The sequence below is a fragment of the Paenibacillus sp. FSL R7-0297 genome (genome assembly GCF_038009025.1).
Taxonomy (GTDB): domain Bacteria; phylum Bacillota; class Bacilli; order Paenibacillales; family Paenibacillaceae; genus Paenibacillus_AQ.
Map to the genome: position 1 here is coordinate 4908228 of NZ_JBBPAQ010000001.1, position 20724 is coordinate 4928951.

Below are 20724 nucleotides of genomic sequence, written 5' to 3' on the forward strand. Positions count from 1 at the left end.
CCTAGTAATGGTAATCTCTGAACTCCTGCGGTGTGGTACCGGTAGTTTTCTTGAACAGGAAGGTGAAATAAGCCGCGGTCTGGAATCCCACCTGCTCTGCAACCTCATAGACCTTAACATTCGGGTCCCGGAGCAGCTCCTTGGCCTTGTTCATTCTTGCTTCCTGCGTGAAATCAGAAATCGTCCGGCCCATTTCTTTCTTGAACAGAACACTTAAATAACTGTGATTCAGGTGAAACTGCTCGGCCAGCTGCTTCACTGTTATATTCTCCTGGAGACGTTCCTCCAGCTGGCGGGCAACCCGCTGAATCAGGTTATGCTGCTGGGCGACTTGTTCTCCCTGACTAAGCTTAGCATATTGCGCCAAATATTCCAGTAATACCTTCCTGACGTCATTCACTCCGGTGCAGTCGATCAACCGCTGCCACATGAGAATATTCATCTCTGTATCCGTCTCTTGAAGCCGCTTCGTCTTACGCGCCAGCTCACTGAGCAAGCCCATACCGAAAGCCTGCACATAAGAAAAGGATACGGGCTCACGCGCTAGCAGCCTTTCAAATGCATGATTGAAATACACAGCTGCCTTCTCGCCCTCTCCGCTGTCCAGCAGCTTCACGATCTCCGGAATATATTCCTCACGTAGCCGGAAGTCCTGATATTCGTTCATCAGGCTCTGGTCAAAATATAGGATTTGCCCGTACCCGGCCAGTCTGGCACCGGACATCATATGCCTTACTTCCTTGTACAGCAGCGGTATTTCCGTCCAGGTATGGCACTCCCTGCTGATTCCGACTGTAACGGAAGCAGTGTACTGCTCCTTTAGAATATCTTGGATGAACGTGAGCTGCTTCTCAAGTCTTGCCCGGACCAAGGGTGTTGCATTCAGTACAATGACCGCCAGCTCATCCGCCCCAGTCTTGCCGATATAAACAGTAGAGAATCCCGCAAGCCCAAGCTTCACACAATTCAAGAGCCCTTCGCTATGCATAATCCGCTCCTTGGCATCATGCGGATTGTCCCGGAACAGACGGTCATAGCCGAAGAGGAATAACGAAGTCTGCCATTCCCCATCCGGCAGTTCCAGCAGCCGCCGCCAGGATTCAAGCAGTTCTTCATTATGAATCCAGCCTTCGATCATATCCTTGACGAACCGCTCCTGCAATACCTCATAGCTCTCTGTAACCTTCTCCTTAAGCAAGGCGGTTTCCTGTTCGATCTGTTTTTTCTTCTCATACACTTCCCTGAACGCCGCAAGCTTCAACTCCAGCTCTTCTGTCCGGACAGGCTTCAGAACGTAGGCTTTAGCCCCCAGATGTATAGCTTCCTGCACAAATTCAAATTCGTCATATCCGCTTATCATCACTGTCTGCATAGACTGCAGTGCCGGATAATCCGCTTTGCATATGGCCAATAGCTCAATTCCGGTCATACCGGGCATGGAGACATCCGTAATCATTACATCTACCGGAGTTTCCCGCAGGATCGCCAGTGCCTCCTCACCAGACTGCGCGGTTAGCGGCTCCTCGTATCCCAGGGCCTTCCAGCTGATATGCCGGACAAGCCCCTGAATCTGCATAGGTTCATCGTCAACAATTATTGCCCGCATAAAAGCACCCCCTATTTAATCTCAGGACTATCCGTGCAGACAGGGATAGATATGGTTACCTTGGTCCATTCGTCTTCTGTGCTGTCAATTTCAAAACGGCCCTCCGGACCGAAATACAGCGCCAGGCGCTCCCGGATATTGTTCATGCCGAATCCGTTTCGGGTTCCCCTGTAGCTGCCGGAACGAATCTGTTCCAGCTTCTCCCGGCTGATCCCCTGGCCATTATCAAAAATCTGGAACTGAATTCGATTCCCAACCCTCCTGATCGTGATCTGTATAAAAGCATGCGCCCTGGTCGGAATCCAGCCGTGCAGATAACAATTCTCTACCGTGGGCTGGAGGATCAGCTTAATGCTGTAAAGATCCAATACCTCAGGCTCCACCTGCCATTCTACCGACACCTGACCGGGATACCGCAGCTGCTGGATTTCAATATACGCCTTCAGATGCTCAATTTCATCACGGATTAGGGTCACATTAACCCGGTTGTTGAGCGCAAGCCGGTAGAAGGTGGTCAAGGCATCTATCGTCCGGATTTGGATATCATCCTGCTGATCCATAGCCCGCCAACGGATCAGGCTAAGGGAATTATAAATGAAATGAGGGTTGATCTGTGCCTGCAGCGCCCGGAATGATTGCTCACGTTCCTTGAGCATGGCCTCTGTATGCTCCTCTACCAGCTTTCTCAAACGGCCGGACATGGAGTTGAACAGTACCTCAAGCTCACCGAGTTCATCATTGTCACGGTTCCTGACGGTCGCTTCGAAATACCCTTCCGAGATATCGGTCATCCGGATCCCCAGCTTGCGTATCCGCCAGATGACATTTTTGAGGACAATCATGATCAGAAAAATGGATATCAGCAGGAAGAAGGCAATGCCTATTGCAATATAGTACATAATACGCGTAGACTGCTCTTCGAGCCGGTCGAGATGTACAAGCGCAGCAACGGTCCAGCCGGACTTAATCTCTTCTGTGATCAGCATCATTCCGTTCCGGGTGACCGTGGACGGCTCAGAACCGTTCCAATACTGCCCTAAGGAGGAGGAATCCAGGCGGCTGCCTATCTTCGCAGGCTCGGAGGAGGCAATAATCTGCCGGTTGTCGTCTACGATATACATTTGCCCGGCCCCGTCAAAGGGATGGTCGAAGGATTCCATGAACACACCGTTATAGTCCAGCAGCAGATAGACTATTCCGTAGACATCGCCGTACGCATTCAGAATCTTGTGGGACACCACCAGCTTTGTTTTGTCATCGGCGGCATTCCTCCATACCAGATTGTCCGGGGTATTCAGCATCTGCGTATACCAGTCCTTCTCACGTACGCCGGAGAGCAGCCGGTCCTCCGGCTTCCATAGAAGGCCACCATCCTGCACAAGGGTGTCGTTGGTATGATAGATCCGGAAGTTCTCAATGCCCGGCAGGTATTTGCTCGTAAGCAGGAACGAACGGTCCACATAATTTACGGTCGCCAGCTGCTCTTCGATATTTCCGTAATCCCTGGACAGCCTGGAGATCAGCTCCCCGTCCGTAGCTGTCCTGGTGGCCAGAAGATCATAGCTCTGCTTGCGGAACTCGATGCTCTGCGCACTTTGCCGCACCGCCTCGCGGATGGTAAGCAGGTAATTTGCCCGTACCGTATGCAGCATCATATAACCCGCGCCTGCCGCGAGCATTACGGTAGGGATGAATACAATCAGACTATAGAATAAGACGATCTTGCTCCTCAGATTCATGGAACGGGTCATACGGATGATCCATTTCTCTATATGTTGTTTAATCATATGTCCCCCCATGAAGTGCAAAGGGAGCCCCCTCTTAACGAGAGGTGCTCCGTACTTAATATCTTATTGGGCTGGTACTTCTTCCTTGTAGGTATCCAGCCATTCCTGTCTGACTTCACTCCAGTGTCCGCGTTTCTCCAACGCTGCCTGGAAGTCCTTCCAGTTGCTCTCGAACTGGTCCGCATCCTTGGACATCAGCAGCTTGGCACGGTATTCCTTGCGGATATTCTCGATTTCCGGGGCGTATTTCTCCCATGAGCCGCCTTCCTTCATCGGGAACAGATCGTAAGGCTCAGCTACGCGTATAGTACCCATTTTACCAATGGCTTCGGTGAACTCTATTGTCTTAGCGGCTCCGGCTTTACCGCCATCCTCCGTGTTCCACCAAGGGTACCATGCGTTACTGTATGAGGAAGCCATGTAGAGCTCAGGTGTAACCTTTGCCTTTTGTGCAGCATCTCCTGAATTACGGCCTGTTTCGTATGTTTCGTCGATAAATTTCCATTTGCCCAGCGGCTGATCGCTCCAGTCCCAATACAGACCCGCCGGTCCTTCATTGATAATCTGCTGCATTTCCGGTTTAGGCTGCAGCGTATAATCGAAGAATTTCAGAATGGCATCCAGGTTTTTAGTTTTTTCACTGATATACACATCATAACCCGGATTCGGATTAGTAACCTGATTAATACCCAGCTTCTCTACACCATCCACTTTAGGGAATGGGATCGTTTCATAGAACCAGCCCGGTTCGGTTGGTCCGTCCAGCGTCTCCCAAGCGGAGGAAGGAATGTTCCAGAAGCTGCCTGCATTCATGGCAACACGGCCTGACTTATTTTTCTCCCCGTACTGCTCCTTCTTGCTGGTTACTACCTCAGGATCAATCAGCTTCTCCTGATACATCTTATTCATCCATTGATAGGCGGCTTTGTAGTTAGGATCATCGTAAGCGAATACAAATTCATCGCCGCGTTTGTCGACCCCCTTACCTGCGGTGCTCACACCGAAGGCGGTCAGAATGGCGTTCTCGTCACTCCAGCCTATGGAATCGCTGGTATCCATCAGGAAGGACAGCGGAATCAGCGGTTTGCCCGAAGCGTCCTTCTGCTCGGCAGCTTTTTTAAGGAAGGTCTCAACCCCGGCAAGCGTAGACAGATCCTCTTTGGTCATCCCTGTCTTCTCCAGGACATCACTTCTCACAATCCAAGCCTGTGAAGCCCAACCCGGCCACGGCTCTTCAGGGTTCTGGTCAAACCAGGTCGGAATGGACCAGATATGTCCTTCATCATCCTTCATCAGGTCCAGATACTGCTTAGGGATGGAGGCCAGTCCCGGATATTTGTCGGGCATGTCGAAATACTGCTCAAGCGGCATCAGCTGTTTGGAACGCTGCATCGCACTTTTCACCGTTTCATTCCGGCTGAAGATGGCAGCATCCTCGAACCCGCCGGTATTGATTTTGAGATTAAGCGCTGTCATAGCATCACCTTGTGTAGTCTCAAGCTTAACATCCACTTTCGGCTCCTGCTCACGCCAATACTTCTGAACCAGGCTGTCGTTGTTAAGAGTTGCGGTCCAGCCCAGCCAGAGATTGAAGGAGGTTGAACCGCTCGCTGGCGTATTGCCTGCGGTTTTGTTGCCTGAAGCAGCATTGTTAGGTGTATCCTTGCTGTTTCCGGAACATGCCGTAATGGTTGTCAGTAAGACTGCGGCTGCCAGGACCGTTAGTCCTGATCTCTTGATCTTCATTAAATAACTCCCCCTGTGTTCTTATTGTACCTCATCCTTTCACTGAACCTACAAGTACCCCCTTTACGAAGTATTTCTGCAGAAACGGATACACGCATAGAATCGGAAGAGCGCTTACCATAACGACTGCCATTTTAATCGACATTAGCGTTATGTTCGCCATCTGTGAGCTTCTGGCCAGCGCTTCCTGGTTTGTATTTGATCCGAGGACAGCGGATAGATCCTGAGCCGCCAGCAACTGCTGCAGGAAGGTCTGTACAGGAATTAAATCTTGCCTTGTGACATAGAAGGCACCGGCGAACCAGTCATTCCAGTGACCTACTGCGGTGAACAGCCCAAGAGCGGCTAACATCGGCTGAGAGAGCGGAACCACAATCTGTATCAGAGTGCGGAAGGGGCCTGCCCCGTCCAGCTCCGCGGACTCGATCAGCGCTTCCGGAATTCCCTGGATGAACTTCAGCATGACGAACATATTCCAGACCGAGAACAGGCCGGGGAAAATATAAACCCAGAACGTGTTGATAAGCCCGAGATTGTTCAGCTGAATATAAAAGGGAACCAGCCCACCGCTAAATAACATGGTCAAGAGAATGTAGCCAAGAATGGTGCTTCTTAAAGGCAGTCCCCGGTAGGACAAGCCAAATGCTACCAAGAGCGTAACAATAAGTCCCGCAAACGTGCCTATTACGGTTCTGCCAATCGTGATCAGATATGACTGGCGGATGACCTGATTGCCGAGTACGATTTCATAGTTAATCCAAGTAAAATCCTTTGGCCATAAATACACGCCGCCTTTGGCTGCACTTGCCCCATCATTTAAAGAAATGGCCAGCATATACAGGAACGGGTACAGGACAGACAAGCATAGCCCGCCCAAAATGATGACGATGATAAGCTGGGCTATTTTTTCACCTCTGCTGAGCTTCATGAATCTTCACCATAATCCTTCCCCGTTTATTCTTCTGGACAGCTGATTGGTTGAGACAACCAGTATTAGGCTGAGTACTGAAGATAACAGCCCTACGGCGGTAGCCATCCCGAAGTATCCCTGCTGCAATCCGTTACGGATAATATAAGTATCCAGTACATCCGCTACGCCTTGGTTAGCCGAATTCATCAGCGGATAAATCTGATCCATCCCTACGGTAATCAGGCTCGGAATGCTCAGGATCAGGACAATTGAGATTGTCGGCAGCATACCCGGAATGGTGATATGCCGGATCTGGGCCAGCTTGCCTGCACCCTCAACCTTGGCAGATTCATAGAGCTGCGGATCAATCGTTGTGATGGCGGCCAGATAGAGAATCGTGTTCCAACCGGTCTCCTTCCACAAACTGCTAAAGATAACCATAGGCCGGAACCAGTCTGTCGAACCCAGGAAGAATATGGGGTCTCCACCTGCTTTGCCGATCAGCTCATTGACCAGGCCCCCGTCCAGTGTCATAAACGACTGTAGAATGTAAGCGACTACAATCCATGAGAAAAAGTGTGGCAGATAGCTGACGGATTGAACGAAACGCTTAAAGACCGGCCGTGTGACTTCATTAATCAGCAGCGCCAGCAGAATTGGTGCCGGGAATCCGAAGATGAACTTAAGCACCGATATATATAGCGTGTTTTTGACCACGGTCAAAAATTGGGGGTCCTGCAGGAAGGAGAAGTTATTCAGCCCTACCCATGAGCTGTTCCAGATTGAAGTGCCTATCTGGAAGTCCCGGAAGGCCACTTGAATCCCTGCCATCGGTATGTAGTTGAACAACAGCAGCAGGACTACTCCCGGTAGAATCATTAAATATTGCCAGCGGTACTTGTAAAACTTTGCGTACAATGTGCATCCCCTCCTTGATAGTTCTATCATAAATTAACGGGGGATCACTTCATATATAACAGCGGTTGGATATCTATTGCTCTGATTGGATATTTAAAGCGCTTACCCATCATTGTGGATCGCCTTCATCCGCGTACCAAAAAGCACCTGCCTATTTAGTAACGGCAGATGCTTTTTTTGAAATTCAAACCCTGGTATCGGCCAGGCTCAATCCAGATAAACCTGTTTCGTTGCGATATTCGTGCAGAATTCCCGGTCATGCTCCACGAACAGAATAGTTGGGGCAAACTCCATCAGCAGCTCTTCAATCTGCATCCGGGAGACCACGTCAATGAAGTTAAGCGGCTCATCCCAGATATGCAGATGCACCTTCTCGCTGAGGCTCCGGGCAATTAATACTTTCTTCTTTTGGCCGCCGCTGAAGGTGGAGAGCTCCTTCTCGAACTGGATCCGCGAGAAATCAAGCTTGCGCAGAATCGATTTGAACAGGCTCTCATCGATCCCGTGCTCGCTGGCATATTCGGTCAGACTGCCCTGCAGATGCGAGGTGTCCTGTGATACATAAGAAATGGCAAGCTGGCTGTCCTTCCGTATGACACCTGTATGATGAATGTCCTCCCCGCAGATCAATTTGAGAATACTCGATTTCCCTGAGCCGTTGCTGCCGGAGAGCGCTATCCGGTCCCCCTGCTCAATCGTGAAGCTCACCTCTGAACATACGCTTTTCTCCCCGTAATAGATCGAAACTTCATCCAGCTGGACCAGCTGTTGCTTATGATACGGAAGCTGTGATATTTCCAGACTGTCCGAGCTTTCAATGTTCCGCAGCAGCTTGGACTTCTCGGTGATCGCAGATTCCTGGCGCTGCTGGATCGATTTCGAGCGTTTCATCATTTTTGCAGCCTTGTGGCCGACATAGCCCTTATCTAATTTGGAGCCGGAGTTCCGGGTGCCGTTCTTGGACTTCTCGACCTCATGGGCCCAGCCGCCCGTCCGTTTGGAAGAAGCCGATAACCGCTTAATGTCCCGCCGCAGCTTCTCGTCTTCCGCCAGCTCGAAGTTATCCTGCCTCGTCTTATTCTCCCACCAGCTGCTGAAGTTCCCCTTCTGGATCTCAATGTTGGTCTTGTTGATCGACAGAATATGGTCTACACAATTGTCTAAGAAGGCTCTGTCATGGGAGACCAGAATATAGCCGCTCTTCGTGCTGAGATAGTCACTGACCAGCTTACGCGCCTTCATGTCCAGATGGTTGGTGGGTTCATCGATGAGCAGGAAGCTGTTCTCCTTGATAAAAAGGGCCGCCAGCAGTACCTTCGTCTGTTCCCCGTTCGACAACGAATTGAAAGGCCGGTACAGCACATCCTCTGCTACCTTCAGCAGGTTCAGCTCCCGCATCAATTTCCAGTGTACATAATCCGGGTCAATTTCACTGACTACATCTAGGGTCTGACTTGTGGAGTCCGCAACCGGAAACGGGAAGTATTCAAAGCTTACTTGTGCGGATATCGTTCCGCTGTATTCATATTTGCCGAGCAGCAGGTTCAGGAAGGTGGTTTTGCCCCGGCCGTTGCGCCCGGTGAAGCCCAGTTTCCAATCGGTATCCAGCTGAAAATTCACATGCTCAAAAATATTATCGTAAGTGCCCTCATAGGCAAACGTCAGATTGCTCACATTAATTAATGACATATAATATCCTCCAGTACAAATAATAAAAGCTGCAAGAAGGTTATCTTCTTACAGCTCAAATAAATACAGCAAATTCAGCCCGGACGGACTTGAATAAGGATATATGGATTGAGTGAAAAGATGCAGACCCTTCTTGCATATAAAGAATAAAACTATAAAGCTGTTTTATTGTTTAATACCGCAAGAGAATCCTACACTATACTATTCAACTCCAATCGTTTAATTAAGTGCATTTTACCATGTGCTTTATGGGATATCAACCCGGGCCGTATGCACACAGTGTCTCTTCAAGCAGAGATCAGACCGTATTTCAGGAAACAGTTATATAGTCCATCTTCCTCAATGTGGTCGGTGATATCATCGGCAATCTCTTTGAGCTGCTCTCTGGCATTGCCCATAGCAACACCTACCTGGACATATTCCAGCATCTCCAGATCATTAAGCCCATCACCGAGCGCCATGCTGTCTTCACGCGGAATGTTCAAGTGCTTCAGTACATCGGCAATAGCCGAAGCCTTGTGGACACCCGGAATCATCAGCTCCCCGCTGTTCTCTCCAAACAGGGGGATAGAACTCTGGAGTGCTGTGAACCTCCCTTCTAATGCCTCCTGGATCTGATGAAAGGGCAGACTGCTCTCCAGAAAGCAGATTTTGTTGACATCATCCAAATATAATTCTTCGTTTCCATATGTCAGTGTAGCGATATAAGGATGCGGGGACAGCCGTTTGCGCTCCTGTGCTGCAGGATCATTCAGCAGATCACCATAAATTCTGCGTTCCAGATGCGGCTGAAAATTCCGGCTTCCGTATAAGGCGGTGTTGGATTCCAGAATGAAATCCACCTCATTGGCGTGGAAATAATCGATCAGATGTTTGGCGTCTTCCGGGGTTACTTTTTTGTGATAAAGCATTTCATTGCCGCTCTCTACATACCCGCCTGCCGCTCCGATCAGGCCGTCGAAGCCGATATTCCAGATCGAGTCATAGATTTCAGCCTTCGAGCGGCCGGTACACAGGTAGAGCAAATGCCCGTTCTCCCGCGCCTGTCTGCACGCCTGCTGCGCCGATTCCGGTATGATTCCATTCTCTGTGAGAAGTGTTCCGTCAATGTCGATGAAGACTATTTTTCTGCTGCTCTGACTCATGAATCCCCAGCCCCCTTGTGTAATGTTCCTCTGAACTATAATTTATGTAATGCGTTCCAGGTCAAGGATTATTTTCAGCAATGAACGTGAAAAAGGACTGACCCAAAACCATGAAATGGTTAAACGGGACAGTCCTAGCATGCTGAGCACGATCAATTTGTCTGGATCAGATCTGATTCCTGCGCCCCGGTAACCACCGAGATGATGCTCTTCCGCAGCTGATCTGCATTCTGTGCCTGATAGGGATCGGCAGCAAAGATTACCGCATCCGCAATATAGCCCTCGGCAATCTGCCCCAGCTCATGACCGCTTCCAAAGATCTCTGCGGCGTCTTGTGTAGCGGACTTCCATGCTTCTGCCCGGTTCAGGCCGTAATCGAACAGCGTATCGAATTCCTGCAGGTTGTAGCCATGCAGTGAAGGAGTTGCGTAATCCGTACCGAATCCAAGACGTATTCCCGCCCGCTTGGCATATCCAATGGCCGTGGCATGAGCATCGGCGGCACGGGCAGCCCGTTCACAAATGACCGGACTCAGCGCCAGTACACCTTTGGGATCGGCAGCGATCCGGTAGATCGAAGTTGTAGGCACGAAGGCTACGCCGGACTCGGCCAGTCGGCCTGCCTGATCCCAGGTCAGGAACATCCCATGCTCTATGGATTCCACTCCGGTCTGGATGGACCAGTCAATCGTCACGCCGCCCCAGGTATGTACCAGAACCTTCTTCCGGTTCGCGTGTGCATGATGGACGATGAAGGCGAACTCTTCCTCAGAGAAGTTCGGCTCCGTTACCTTCTCGGTAGGTGCGCCAAGACCGCCTGTTGCCATGATTTTGATCCAGCCTGCTCCGGTAGCGTAGATATCTGCCAGGCGGCCCTCCAGATGCTTAACCCCCTTGGCATCCGCTGCGCCCAGCATTTCACTGCTGGTCTGCACCCGTAACGGCTGCTGATAATACTTCACGAGATGACGGATGGTGCTTGGCAGAATGCCGCCGGCATCACGCGCAGTAGTTACGCCAGTGCGTAAAGTGGCTGCGAAGGCTTCTGCCTGCATCACTTCAACCTCCCGGCTGTCCCGGTTCAGCTGGTCAGCATGATCGAAGTCGGTCCAGGCCAGATGCGTATGCAGATCAATGATCCCCGGACTGATCCATAGCTTCTGCTGAGGTTGTTCCGCCTGTACATGTTGCGGTTCTGCTTCCTTAACCGAAGTGAACCGGCCATTCTGAATTTCAATATCGAACGGTTTGCCTTCGATACCTGCAATGTGGATACCGCTGTACGCCTGGAATTGCGGATGCTTAAGGATCATAGGGCTTCACCCCAAACCTGACGGACAGCTTGTACTGCCTGCTCCGCATCCTGCTTCAGTAATCCGGCAAGCGTCTGCACTCCGCCTTCAACACCTTCCCTGCTGGCATTGGCGCCGAAATGGTTGATTCGCAGCAGCTGACCGGATAATTCCCCGTCTCCGGGAGCCACGATGCCGATAGGCTGCTTGATCAGCAGCTTCTGCTCCCCGTTCACTCGAACAGTCGTGGTCAATGTGGAATAATGCCGGCTGTTCTTCTGCCAGGGTTCAAGACCCAGAGCTGTGATCCCCGCTATAGCAGAAGCTGCTGCAAGTTCATGGCGCTTGATCACTTGCACCAGCCCCTCTTCGGCAACAGCTGTCAATGCCTGGATCAACGCTCTGGCTTCAAGTACCGGAATATTCGGCGGGACACGAAGCGGCGGCGTGCCATCCGGTGCCGGCTTCAGATCGAGCAAGGATAGAATGGAATTGCGAGGCGCTCTTTCATTCGACTCCAGGAAGGCCCAGCCGCGTGGTGAAATGCTGACTGCGCTGACACCGTTAGGTCCGGCGAGCGCTTTTTGCGCACCCATTACGGCAAAGTCCACGGACCACTCATCGACTAGCAGAGCCTCTCCGCCTACTGCTGATACAGAATCCGTCACCGTAAGGAGATTATGCTGGCGTGCAAGCCCGAAGATTTCCTTCGCAGGGTTAGAGCCGCCTGTAACTACTTCTGCCTGTACGAAAGAAATAGCAACCGGATGATACCGCTCAACTGCAGACGCAACCTCTTCCACAGTAATGACTTCATCAAAGGAAACTTTCACTTCGATCACCGTCGCTCCGCCGCGCTCCAGCCATTGTCCAAACAAACTGCCGTAAGGGCCAGTCACTACATTTAGTATGGTCCGGCCGGGTGCAGCAATTCCTGCAGCTACCGCTTCAATGCCTAAAATGGCTTCCCCCGGAATGATCACTGGAGGGTACTGGGTGGATAAGAGATTAGAGAGCTGTCCTGTTAATGTATTGAACTCTGACAGGGTCAGCGGGACAAATCCTTGTGCTTCTCGGTTCATATAGACCTCCTGATGGTATTGTGTCATTGTGGCATCTTCGGAACCGCCGATAACAGCTCGCGGCTATATTCATGCTCCGGACGGATGAAGAACAGATCCTTGGTATTGATCTCTACCAGCTTCCCCTGCCGCATGACGGCAACGGTATCGCTGACCGCATGAATAACCCCGAGATCGTGAGAAATGAATAACACGGTAAGATTAAGCTCAGCCTTGAGCGTGTGGAACAGTTCCAATACGCTCCGCTGCACGGATACATCGAGTGCACTTGTCGGCTCATCGGCGATCAGCAGGCTCGGCTCCACACTTAGAGCGCGTGCAATGGCAATCCGCTGGCGCTGGCCGCCGGAGAATTCATGCGGATATTTGTCCAGGGACCTGGCTTCCAGCTGCACCCGGCTAAGAAGCTCTTTACTTCTTGTCTCCACTTGGGAACGGTCGACAATCCGGTGAAACAGCAGGGCTTCAGACAGAATCTGCCGGATAGAATGCTTGGGATTCAGCGAGGCATCCGGATTCTGAAAGATCATCTGAATCTTCTTATGCTGCTCTCTGCTTCTCTTCTTGCGCAATTCCTGGGAACCCAGCAGAATCTGCCCCTCATCCGGAGCGATCAGCCCGGCAATGACCCGCGCCAGCGTAGACTTTCCTGAACCGGACTCTCCTACAAGTCCAAGCGTCGTATGCTGCTCCAAATCCAGCTGAATATGGTCGAGCGCGGTAAATCCGCCGTAACGGACCGTTACATCCCGCACCTGCAAAGCTAAATCCATTATTGTCCGCTCCCTTCAAGCTCAAGCTCCGGCAACGGAAGCACCGAATCGATCAGCATCTGCGTATAGGGATCAGCCGGATGCTGCAATAGACTAAGCGTCTCGCCGTGCTCGACAATCTGCCCCTGCTTCATGACATACAATCTGGAGCAGAGGTTAGCGGCAATTGCCAGATTGTGTGTAACGAAGACCATGGCGAAGCCCAGCTCACGCTGCAGACTGGTGATCGTCTCGATGATCTGCCGCTGAACGGTGACGTCCAGGGCGGTTGTCGGCTCATCGCAGAGCAGAATGCCGGGCTTACAGGCAAGAGCCAATGCGATAACAACACGCTGACACTGGCCGCCTGACAGCTGGCTGGGGTAGCGGTCCTTTTTTCTCAAAGAATCCGGAAGACCCAGTCTTTCAAGCAGCTCCAGCGCAATCGTCCGTGCAGCTCTCCGGCTGACTTGTTGTCTGTAATACACAACTTCTGCCAGCTGCTTCACAACCGGACAGAGCGGGTCCAGTGCCCCTCTCGGGTCCTGGAATACCATCGCACTGCTTACCTTACTCCGGACGCTCCCTCCAGTCTGCTCCACCCCTCGTGGAAGGAGACCGAGTATTGCACGCAGTGTCAGCGACTTGCCCGAGCCTGATTCCCCTACCAGCCCGAGACTCTCCCCGCGCCCAAGTGAGAAGCTGATATTATTGACGAGGATCTCTTTCGACTTGGCTGCAAGTGTCAGTGATTCTATTTCGAGCACAGGTTCAGTTGACATTATTTTTTCCTCCAAATATCGGCCAGGCCATCCCCTAACAGAGACAACGCTATCCCCGTATATACCACGGCGAATCCCGGAACTGCTGACAGCCACCAGGCGGTGGTAATAAAGGGTTGTCCGTCTGAGATCATTGTCCCCCAGTCCGGTGTAGGCGGTGCGATACCGATACCCAGATAACCCAGTGTAACAATGGCTACAAGCAGCCCGACCATATCCGTCATCAGCACGACAACGGCTTGCGGCAATACATTAGGCAGGAGATGGCGCAGAATAATGCGGCTGCCGGGCAGTCCCAGGGTCTGGGCAGAAGCCACCCATTCCTGTTCCCGGAAAGATGCGCTAAGACCTCTGACCACACGGGCGAATACAATCCAGCCCACGAGAATGAAAGTGATATAAATCCCCCGCTCCCCGGCACCGCTGGCGAAGGCCACGATAATTACGATCAGATAGAACGGGAAAGCGATAAATGTATCTGTAATCAGTGCAATAATTCTATCGGTCCATTTGCCGTAATACCCTGACAGCATTCCCAATAATACACCGGTACAGAAAGGAATGATCTCGGCCAGAACCATGATAGTCAGATCCGTCCGCGCTGCATAGATCAGTCTGGTAAACAAATCACGCCCCAGCTGATCGGTACCCAGCCAGTGGGTGGAAGACGGCGGCTGCAGGAAGGCGCTCAAGTTCTGCTCCGTCGGATGATACGGACTTAAGTAAGGGATGAACAGAGCCAGCAGGATAAGCACGGCAAACATAATAATTCCGATCAGCAGGGATGGGGTATTCCATATCCGTCTTAGACCGTTTACTTGCTTCTTGCCCTCTGGCAATTGTATATCTGGCGTTGTAGTTGTCATTGTTTCCCCTTCGTTCTGGGATCCAGCCACCAGGAGATGATTTCAATCAGCAGACTGATGATCACTACAGATAGCGCACAATATAGGGCTATTCCTTGGATGACAGGGAAATCCCGATTCGAAATTGAAGTGAACAGCAGGCTGCCGATCCCTTTGATACCGAATACCTGCTCGACGACGAGCGTACCTCCGATGAGATAAGAGATGTTGACTCCCAGCAGCATCAGTGTCGGTAACGCAGAGTTGCGCAGGACATGCTTAAACAGAATAACTCTGGAGGGTATACCCGCTGCTCTCAGCGTGACCACAAAGTCGGATTCGAGTACCTCCAGCATTTGCGCCCTGAGCGAGCGGACCAGCGTAGGAATCTGTGAAAAAGCAACCGTTATCGCCGGCAGCGCCAGGCTACGCAGCGTCCCTGTGAAGCCTTCGCCTATTCCCCCGACAGGGAACCAGCCCAGCCGGACACTAAAGAGCAGAATCAAAAGGATGCCAACCCAGAAGATTGGCATACCGAGAGTGATCGCAGGAAAGATGCGGATCAGATGATCCAGCAGTTTATCCTTATGTGTGGCTGCAGCAGTAGCAAGAAGAAGTGCAGTAATAATTGCCAGCACACAGGCAATCAGGATAAGCAGCAAAGTCACAGGAGCCCGTTGCATAATCAGCTCTCGTGCCGAGGTGCCCATAATAATGGAGTTGCCGGTATCCCCTTGCGTAAACAAGGTCTTCATAAACCGGATGAATTGTTCCCATAGCGGGAGATCCAGCCCCAGGGTGTGATGCATATTCTTAAGCGCTTCGGGCGTACTGTATTCTCCGAGAATCATCTTGGCAGGATCGCCGGGTACAATACGTATGAGGAAAAAGACTGCCGTCATCACGCAGAGGATAACAATTAAGGCTCTTACAAGTGCTATCCCCAGCCACTTGTAAGAACCATTGTTTCCTTGCGCACCGGTTAAGGTTTGCCTGGAATTCATCATTTGCTTATGCGCACTTCTTCCAGACGGATACTGCCGTTAGGCAGAACAACCAGTCCATCCACCGAAGAACGGGCACCAATCAGGATATCCGGGTAGTAGAGCGGAATGTAAGGCACTTCATCGGCAAGCGTCTGCAGCAGTTCGGTGTAGATGGCTGCGCGGGCATCGCCGTCTGCTGTTTTTTGACCCTCATACAGCAGCTTGGTTACATTACCATTCGTGTAATGCGTCCAGTACGATTTGCTGAAGCCTTCCGGATCGGTCTGGAACGCCAGGATCGAATTCGCTTCCGGAGAGTCGGCTTGACCGCTGTTCAGCATCGCCGCGAAATCATAGGCGAAGAAGCGTTCACGGAAGGTAGCCAGTTCAACGGATTCGATCTCAATCTTGATTCCGATGGTCTGACCTGCTGCCTGAATAATCTGTGCTTCCTGGGCTCTTGTGCTGTTGCCGGAAGCGATAAGCAGCTTGGTTGAGAATCCGTTAGGGAATGCAGATTTGGCAAGCTCTTCCTTGGCTGCGGCGGCATCGAAGTTCAATGACTTAAGGGTATCATTGGCGTTGTATGGAATTGTTGTCGGCAGCAAAGAATTGGCGGTCTGTGCATATCCGAAGGTTAATGCTTTGGTCAGACCGTCACGGTCTAGCGCCAGCGCCAGTGCACGGCGCACATGCACATCGGAGAAATGCTCATCCAGCGTGTTGAAGAACAATTGCTCCGTTACCCAGCTGCCGTTCGTTACGACAGTAGTGTCTGTGCCGTTCTTAATCTCCCCTGCATTCTGAAGGGACAGAGCTTCTACTGCATCCACTTCTCCTGCCTTCAGCTGGTTGATCGCCTGGCTGTCGTCTTCAATCAGTTTATAGACAAGCTTATCGATATAAGGCTTGCCTTCCTGCCAGTAGTTTGTGTTCTTGGTGAAGGTAACATCACCAGCAGGGTCCCAGGTTTCAACTACGAAAGGTCCCGTGCCTACCGGCTTCTTGAAGAACTCTTCTTCGCTGACGCCGCCGAAGTTATTCGGGATGATACCGTTGGAGAAGTTCGACAGCTCAGAGATGAACGGTGTGTACGGTTCTTTCAGCTTAATTACCAGCGTCTTGTCATCCTGTGCCTTGAAGGATTCGACCGTCGCCGAGATCGCCAGCGGACCTTCTACCGTCAAATGACGGTTCAGAGAGAACACGGCGTCCTCTGCTGTGACTGGCGTTCCGTTCGAGAACTTCAGACCGTCACGCAATACGAAGGTATACGTCAAGCCATCTTCACTGATCGTGTGCGCCTCTGCAAGAAAGTCCTTAATTTCACCCTTGCTGTCAAAAGCGACCAGTGATTCAAACACTTTATCAATTGCAAACGCATTATTGGAGGTGATCTGGTTATGCAGATCAAACGAGGTTACTGAAGCCGGCCGGCCATAGGTAAAAGTACCTCCTTCAGCAGGTTCTGCTGTGCTTGTGCTTTCCGTTGCGGCTGGACTCGCACTTGCCTGAGCGCCATTACGGGTGTCCGCATTGTTGTTGGAACCGGAGCAGCCTGCCAGTAGCATTACAAACATTACTGTCAGTGTCCCCATTCCAATCGTTTTTCTAAATTTTGCATTTAACTTGGTCACGTGTGATCCACCCTTCCTATTAAATCATATATGTTTAGTATGGATTGTATTATGGATTACACATCTTCTCCTGTCAAACAAAAGTTCATTTGAGCGTCAGAAGTGAATCTAATCCTTCCATTGCAGGAAATGAATTCGTAATCATCTGCTCTCCATCGCTGCTTGAAGGTCATAAGCGCTAATATCCATATCGGTCTCTCTGCCTAATGCCAGCTTCGCCAGCTGGCTGCCAATAAACGGGCCCATCGTGAGTCCGGAAGCTCCCAGTCCATTGGCTGCGAGCAGCCCCTTCCATCCAGGGACAGTACCTAAGACCGGGAGGAAGCCTGGTGTAAACGGGCGGAACCCTACCCTCACTTCTCCCAAAGTGCTGTTTGCCAGCTCAGGTGCCACGTCCAGCCCTTTATTCAGAATCTCCTGCATGCCGCCAGCGGTTACTCTGGTATTATATCCTTCTACATTATTCTCATGAGTTGCCCCAATTACAATATGCTGCTGGTCAAAAGCGAGCAGATATTGATCACTCGGCGGGATGACTACCGGCCATGCTTCCGTCACCTGATGACCGGAAACCTGCAAGTGTAGGATTTGCCCTTTTTGGTAACTGACTTTGAAATCAATGCCAAGCGGCTGGAGCAGCGGGTTCGCCCAGGCGCCTGCGCATACAATAACTTCATCCGCCGGGTAATACTCCGCATCTACTGTAATCCCGGTCACCCGGTCTGGCCCATATTGAAGCGCCGCATCTCCGGTAATTCTGGTGGCACCCTGCTGCTGCGCAGCGTGAAGTAACGCATCCCGCAGGGCACGTCCATCTACCCGGGCAGCCCCGCTGATATGAACAGAGGCATACCCTTCAGCAAGCAACGGGAACCGTTCACGGGTTTCTTCAGCCGTAAGCCGCGTAATTTCTCCGATTTCCGGTGCATCTGCCCGCCGCAGACGCGCCCGCTCTTCTATTTTATCCAGCTTGCCTGCATCCGTATGAATACTTAGCGCACCTACCCGGGCATAGCCCGTATGGGTTTCGCCTCCATGCTCAAGTTCGGCGATCAGCTGAGGATAGAATCGTGCACCAGCCTTTGCCAGCCGGTACCAGATCTGATTGCGCCGCTGGGATAGCCAGGGACAGATGATGCCTGCGGCCGCATCCGTGGCTTGTCCTTGATCTTTACGGTCGACAATCAGCACCTCTGCCCCCATTTTTGTCAGCTGGTAAGCTGTAGAAGCCCCGAGAATCCCTGCTCCAATTACGATGACTTTCTTCATAAGCTATGTACAGCCCTTTCACTTGAGGTTAGAATTCTGTGCGAGAAATCCAAGGATCGTATCGTTCACCAGCACCGGCTGTTCTCTTCCCATATGCGGCCGGTGGCCGGCACCAGGGACGATCAGGCATTGTGATCCTTTGATCAGCGAGACTAGCTGAATGATCTTATCCGCTGCAGCGTATGTATCGTGCTCTCCTGCAATGATTAGAACCGGACAGCTGATACTGCTTAACTGTGCTACGCTCAGGTCCGGGTATCTACGCCAGTCATTAGCAGATTGACGCATGAATTCCTGCCAGTTCCCTTGATGCGCTTCTTCATGCCTCTCTTTCATCTGACGGATGATGCCATGTTGCCCAAGCTCCAGCAGACGCTCCGGCTCAAATTCCTCCGCTCCGGCAGGATCGCAGAATCCTCCCGTTCCTATTGTCGTCAGTGTAGCAACTCTTGCCGGATTATTCACCGCGAGGTATAGCCCGACATTTGCACCCATGCTGTAACCGATCAGATGCGCTTTTTCAATATTCATGCAATCCATGAAGGCTATGATATCATCTGCCAGCTGAGGTGTAGACCATTCGAGACTTTCACACCTGGTTCTGCCATGACCGCGGAAATCAATGAAATAACAGGTGTACTTATTTTGGAAATCCAGAATTTGACTAGAAAAGGCCAATAACCCGCGCGAATAACTGCTGTGCAGAAAAATAATCGGCTCTCCGGTACCCATTTTTTCATAAAACAATTCCAGATCTTTAACTTTCACATGAGGCATGATGCTTACCCTCCATCTGTAGGAAATTATTATATTTCGGCAAGTATGACCCTTAATAGCTTAGCACAGGTTGCCTCATCAAGCATCAGGCGGGAGTAAACCCTGGCCCCAACCCATTTCACGCAAAAACAAAAAGAACAGCGATCCCCCGGTTAGAGGAGGATCACTGTTCTTAGTTTCACAAGGATAAAAGTACTTCCGAAGAGAAGTGTTGTGTCCGGCTATCCAGCTCCGGGGAGGCATACCAGTCATTGTCCTCTGATATGCCGTATTTAATCGTATGGATGACTGCCTCGGAGGACAAATAAATATTATGATGCACGAAAGGCGCAAACGAGACTGTCTCTCCTTCCCGTAATACGCGAAGCTTGAAATCTTCTTCTTTCAGTTCCGCATACACCATCCAGCCGGACTGTACGACGTAGATCTCAGAGACGGACCTATGATAATGACTGCTCTGCCAGGCACCTTTCTCAGAGGCTACCGTCCGGCAATAGGAGCTTCCGTCTGCTGAGCAGATTAATCTGAATCTGCGCTCACCGCTATCCATAAGATCATGTCTGGTTTCAATGCCATACTTATAAGCATCTTCGTCAGAGATTCTGTGCATCGTTTACGCCTCCGCCAAATCTAGTTCTCTAATCCGCTCTTCCAGCTTAGGGAACACGCGGAGCGCATTATTATAGAATACATCCTCCCAGTGTGCTTCCGGGATCAGATGCTTCACGAATGTAATGTAGGCATCCAGCGGAACCAGCGGCCAGTCGGTACCGAAGACGAGCCGGTCATATTTCTCGGCGAATACAATCGCCCGGCGGAAATGATCGGTGTAGGTCTGCTCGGTCAGCAGACGGTCCACCTTCGCCTGATCTCCGACGATCCAGCCCGACAGGTCGGTATAGAGATTCGGATTCTTCTCCAAAAGCGCCGCTGTGTCCATAACCCAGGGATCGCCCAGATGGCAGAGCATAAAGGTAATGTCCCGGTGCTTCAGGAACGTCTCTTCCATAGACAGCGGATGCGAATATTTGAGCAGTCCCCGGTCAGAGTAAGTAAGCCCTCCATGAATAACGACCGGCAGTCTGTAAGCAGAGGCCAGCTTGTAGACCGGATCATAGATCTCATCCCCCACATTGAAGTGGTAATAGCCGGCATAGAGCTTGATTCCAACGACATCCTTCTGTTGCAGCGATTGTTCCAGCGCCTCCAGCTGCCCGTCCAGATGGAGAGTCAGCGGATTAATTCCGGCACAGGTAAACAAATTGTCAGGAAGTGTCCCGCTAAGATCAAGCAGCATGGGATTAAGCGCTTCGGAATCCGGAAAGCTACCTGCGGCCGTCTCCGTTACGCCCATACCGACTCCGGCGACAACACCGGAGCGGCGGAACTCCTCCAGGAGTCCTTTGCCGGTATAATCGATATGCGCTAAAGTCCGGGCTGTCTCGTGAAAGGTATCAATATTCGAATAATGCACATGTGCGTCAATGATTTTCATGGGTGC

18 protein-coding genes are annotated in these 20724 nt (G+C 51.3%); all 18 read right to left on the reverse strand.

Translation table 11 applies throughout. The features are described from left to right. Position 1: 1 nt before the first annotated feature. Complete coding sequence (locus MKZ24_RS21415) at positions 2-1606, reverse strand: response regulator (RefSeq protein WP_340786207.1); 1605 nt, start codon at positions 1604-1606, stop codon at positions 2-4. An 11-nt stretch (positions 1607-1617) separates the two neighbouring features. Continuing rightward, positions 1618-3393 (reverse strand): cache domain-containing sensor histidine kinase, encoded by a 1776-nt coding sequence (locus MKZ24_RS21420; protein ID WP_042242531.1) that lies wholly within the window; start codon positions 3391-3393, stop codon positions 1618-1620. A gap of 63 nt (positions 3394-3456) precedes the next feature. Further along, on the reverse strand, positions 3457-5139 hold the full coding sequence (locus tag MKZ24_RS21425) for a hypothetical protein (RefSeq protein ID WP_340786209.1): 1683 nt from the start codon (positions 5137-5139) through the stop codon (positions 3457-3459). 31 nt (positions 5140-5170) lie between these two features. Further along, positions 5171-6067 carry a carbohydrate ABC transporter permease gene (locus tag MKZ24_RS21430; protein WP_340786211.1) on the reverse strand — a complete coding sequence of 299 codons (897 nt, stop codon included), beginning with the start codon at positions 6065-6067 and terminating at the stop codon, positions 5171-5173. Positions 6068-6073: 6 nt separating this feature from the next. Beyond that, on the reverse strand, positions 6074-6967 hold the full coding sequence (locus tag MKZ24_RS21435; RefSeq protein WP_340786214.1) for an ABC transporter permease: 894 nt from the start codon (positions 6965-6967) through the stop codon (positions 6074-6076). A 207-nt stretch (positions 6968-7174) separates the two neighbouring features. Then, positions 7175-8656 (reverse strand): Lsa family ABC-F type ribosomal protection protein, encoded by a 1482-nt coding sequence (locus MKZ24_RS21440; RefSeq protein ID WP_340786216.1) that lies wholly within the window; start codon positions 8654-8656, stop codon positions 7175-7177. A gap of 287 nt (positions 8657-8943) precedes the next feature. Beyond that, the gene (locus tag MKZ24_RS21445) at positions 8944-9801 is read right to left on the reverse strand and encodes a Cof-type HAD-IIB family hydrolase (RefSeq protein WP_042236403.1); all 858 of its coding nucleotides are present in this window, start codon (positions 9799-9801) and stop codon (positions 8944-8946) included. Between the two features lie 152 nt (positions 9802-9953). Next, positions 9954-11114, reverse strand: coding sequence for an amidohydrolase family protein (locus tag MKZ24_RS21450; protein ID WP_340786222.1), 1161 nt, complete (start codon positions 11112-11114; stop codon positions 9954-9956). Next, positions 11111-12175, reverse strand: a complete 1065-nt coding sequence (locus MKZ24_RS21455) for a pyridoxal-phosphate-dependent aminotransferase family protein (RefSeq protein WP_340786225.1) — start codon at positions 12173-12175, stop codon at positions 11111-11113. Before MKZ24_RS21455 ends, MKZ24_RS21450 begins: the two co-directional genes overlap by 4 nt. 23 nt (positions 12176-12198) lie before the next feature. After that, a complete protein-coding gene (locus MKZ24_RS21460) occupies positions 12199-12948 on the reverse strand; it encodes an ABC transporter ATP-binding protein (RefSeq protein ID WP_340786228.1) in 750 nt (249 codons plus the stop codon). Beyond that, positions 12948-13709 carry an ABC transporter ATP-binding protein gene (locus MKZ24_RS21465; protein WP_042236398.1) on the reverse strand — a complete coding sequence of 254 codons (762 nt, stop codon included), beginning with the start codon at positions 13707-13709 and terminating at the stop codon, positions 12948-12950. Before MKZ24_RS21465 ends, MKZ24_RS21460 begins: the two co-directional genes overlap by 1 nt. Then, the gene (locus tag MKZ24_RS21470) at positions 13709-14575 is read right to left on the reverse strand and encodes an ABC transporter permease (protein WP_081956529.1); all 867 of its coding nucleotides are present in this window, start codon (positions 14573-14575) and stop codon (positions 13709-13711) included. The genes MKZ24_RS21465 and MKZ24_RS21470 overlap by 1 nt, the downstream gene beginning before the upstream one ends. Further along, on the reverse strand, positions 14572-15561 hold the full coding sequence (locus tag MKZ24_RS21475) for an ABC transporter permease (RefSeq protein ID WP_231637665.1): 990 nt from the start codon (positions 15559-15561) through the stop codon (positions 14572-14574). Before MKZ24_RS21475 ends, MKZ24_RS21470 begins: the two co-directional genes overlap by 4 nt. Continuing rightward, a complete protein-coding gene (locus tag MKZ24_RS21480) occupies positions 15558-17120 on the reverse strand; it encodes an ABC transporter substrate-binding protein (RefSeq protein WP_340786233.1) in 1563 nt (520 codons plus the stop codon). Before MKZ24_RS21480 ends, MKZ24_RS21475 begins: the two co-directional genes overlap by 4 nt. A 198-nt stretch (positions 17121-17318) precedes the next feature. Further along, complete coding sequence (locus MKZ24_RS21485) at positions 17319-18446, reverse strand: NAD(P)/FAD-dependent oxidoreductase (protein WP_042236395.1); 1128 nt, start codon at positions 18444-18446, stop codon at positions 17319-17321. An 18-nt stretch (positions 18447-18464) separates the two neighbouring features. Beyond that, entirely contained in the window at positions 18465-19223 is a 759-nt protein-coding gene (locus tag MKZ24_RS21490; RefSeq protein ID WP_340786236.1) for an alpha/beta fold hydrolase, read from the reverse strand. 178 nt (positions 19224-19401) lie between these two features. Further along, positions 19402-19833, reverse strand: coding sequence for a cupin domain-containing protein (locus MKZ24_RS21495; protein ID WP_340786239.1), 432 nt, complete (start codon positions 19831-19833; stop codon positions 19402-19404). Positions 19834-19836: 3 nt separating this feature from the next. Further along, entirely contained in the window at positions 19837-20718 is an 882-nt protein-coding gene (locus MKZ24_RS21500; protein ID WP_042236391.1) for an amidohydrolase family protein, read from the reverse strand. Positions 20719-20724: the final 6 nt, after the last annotated feature.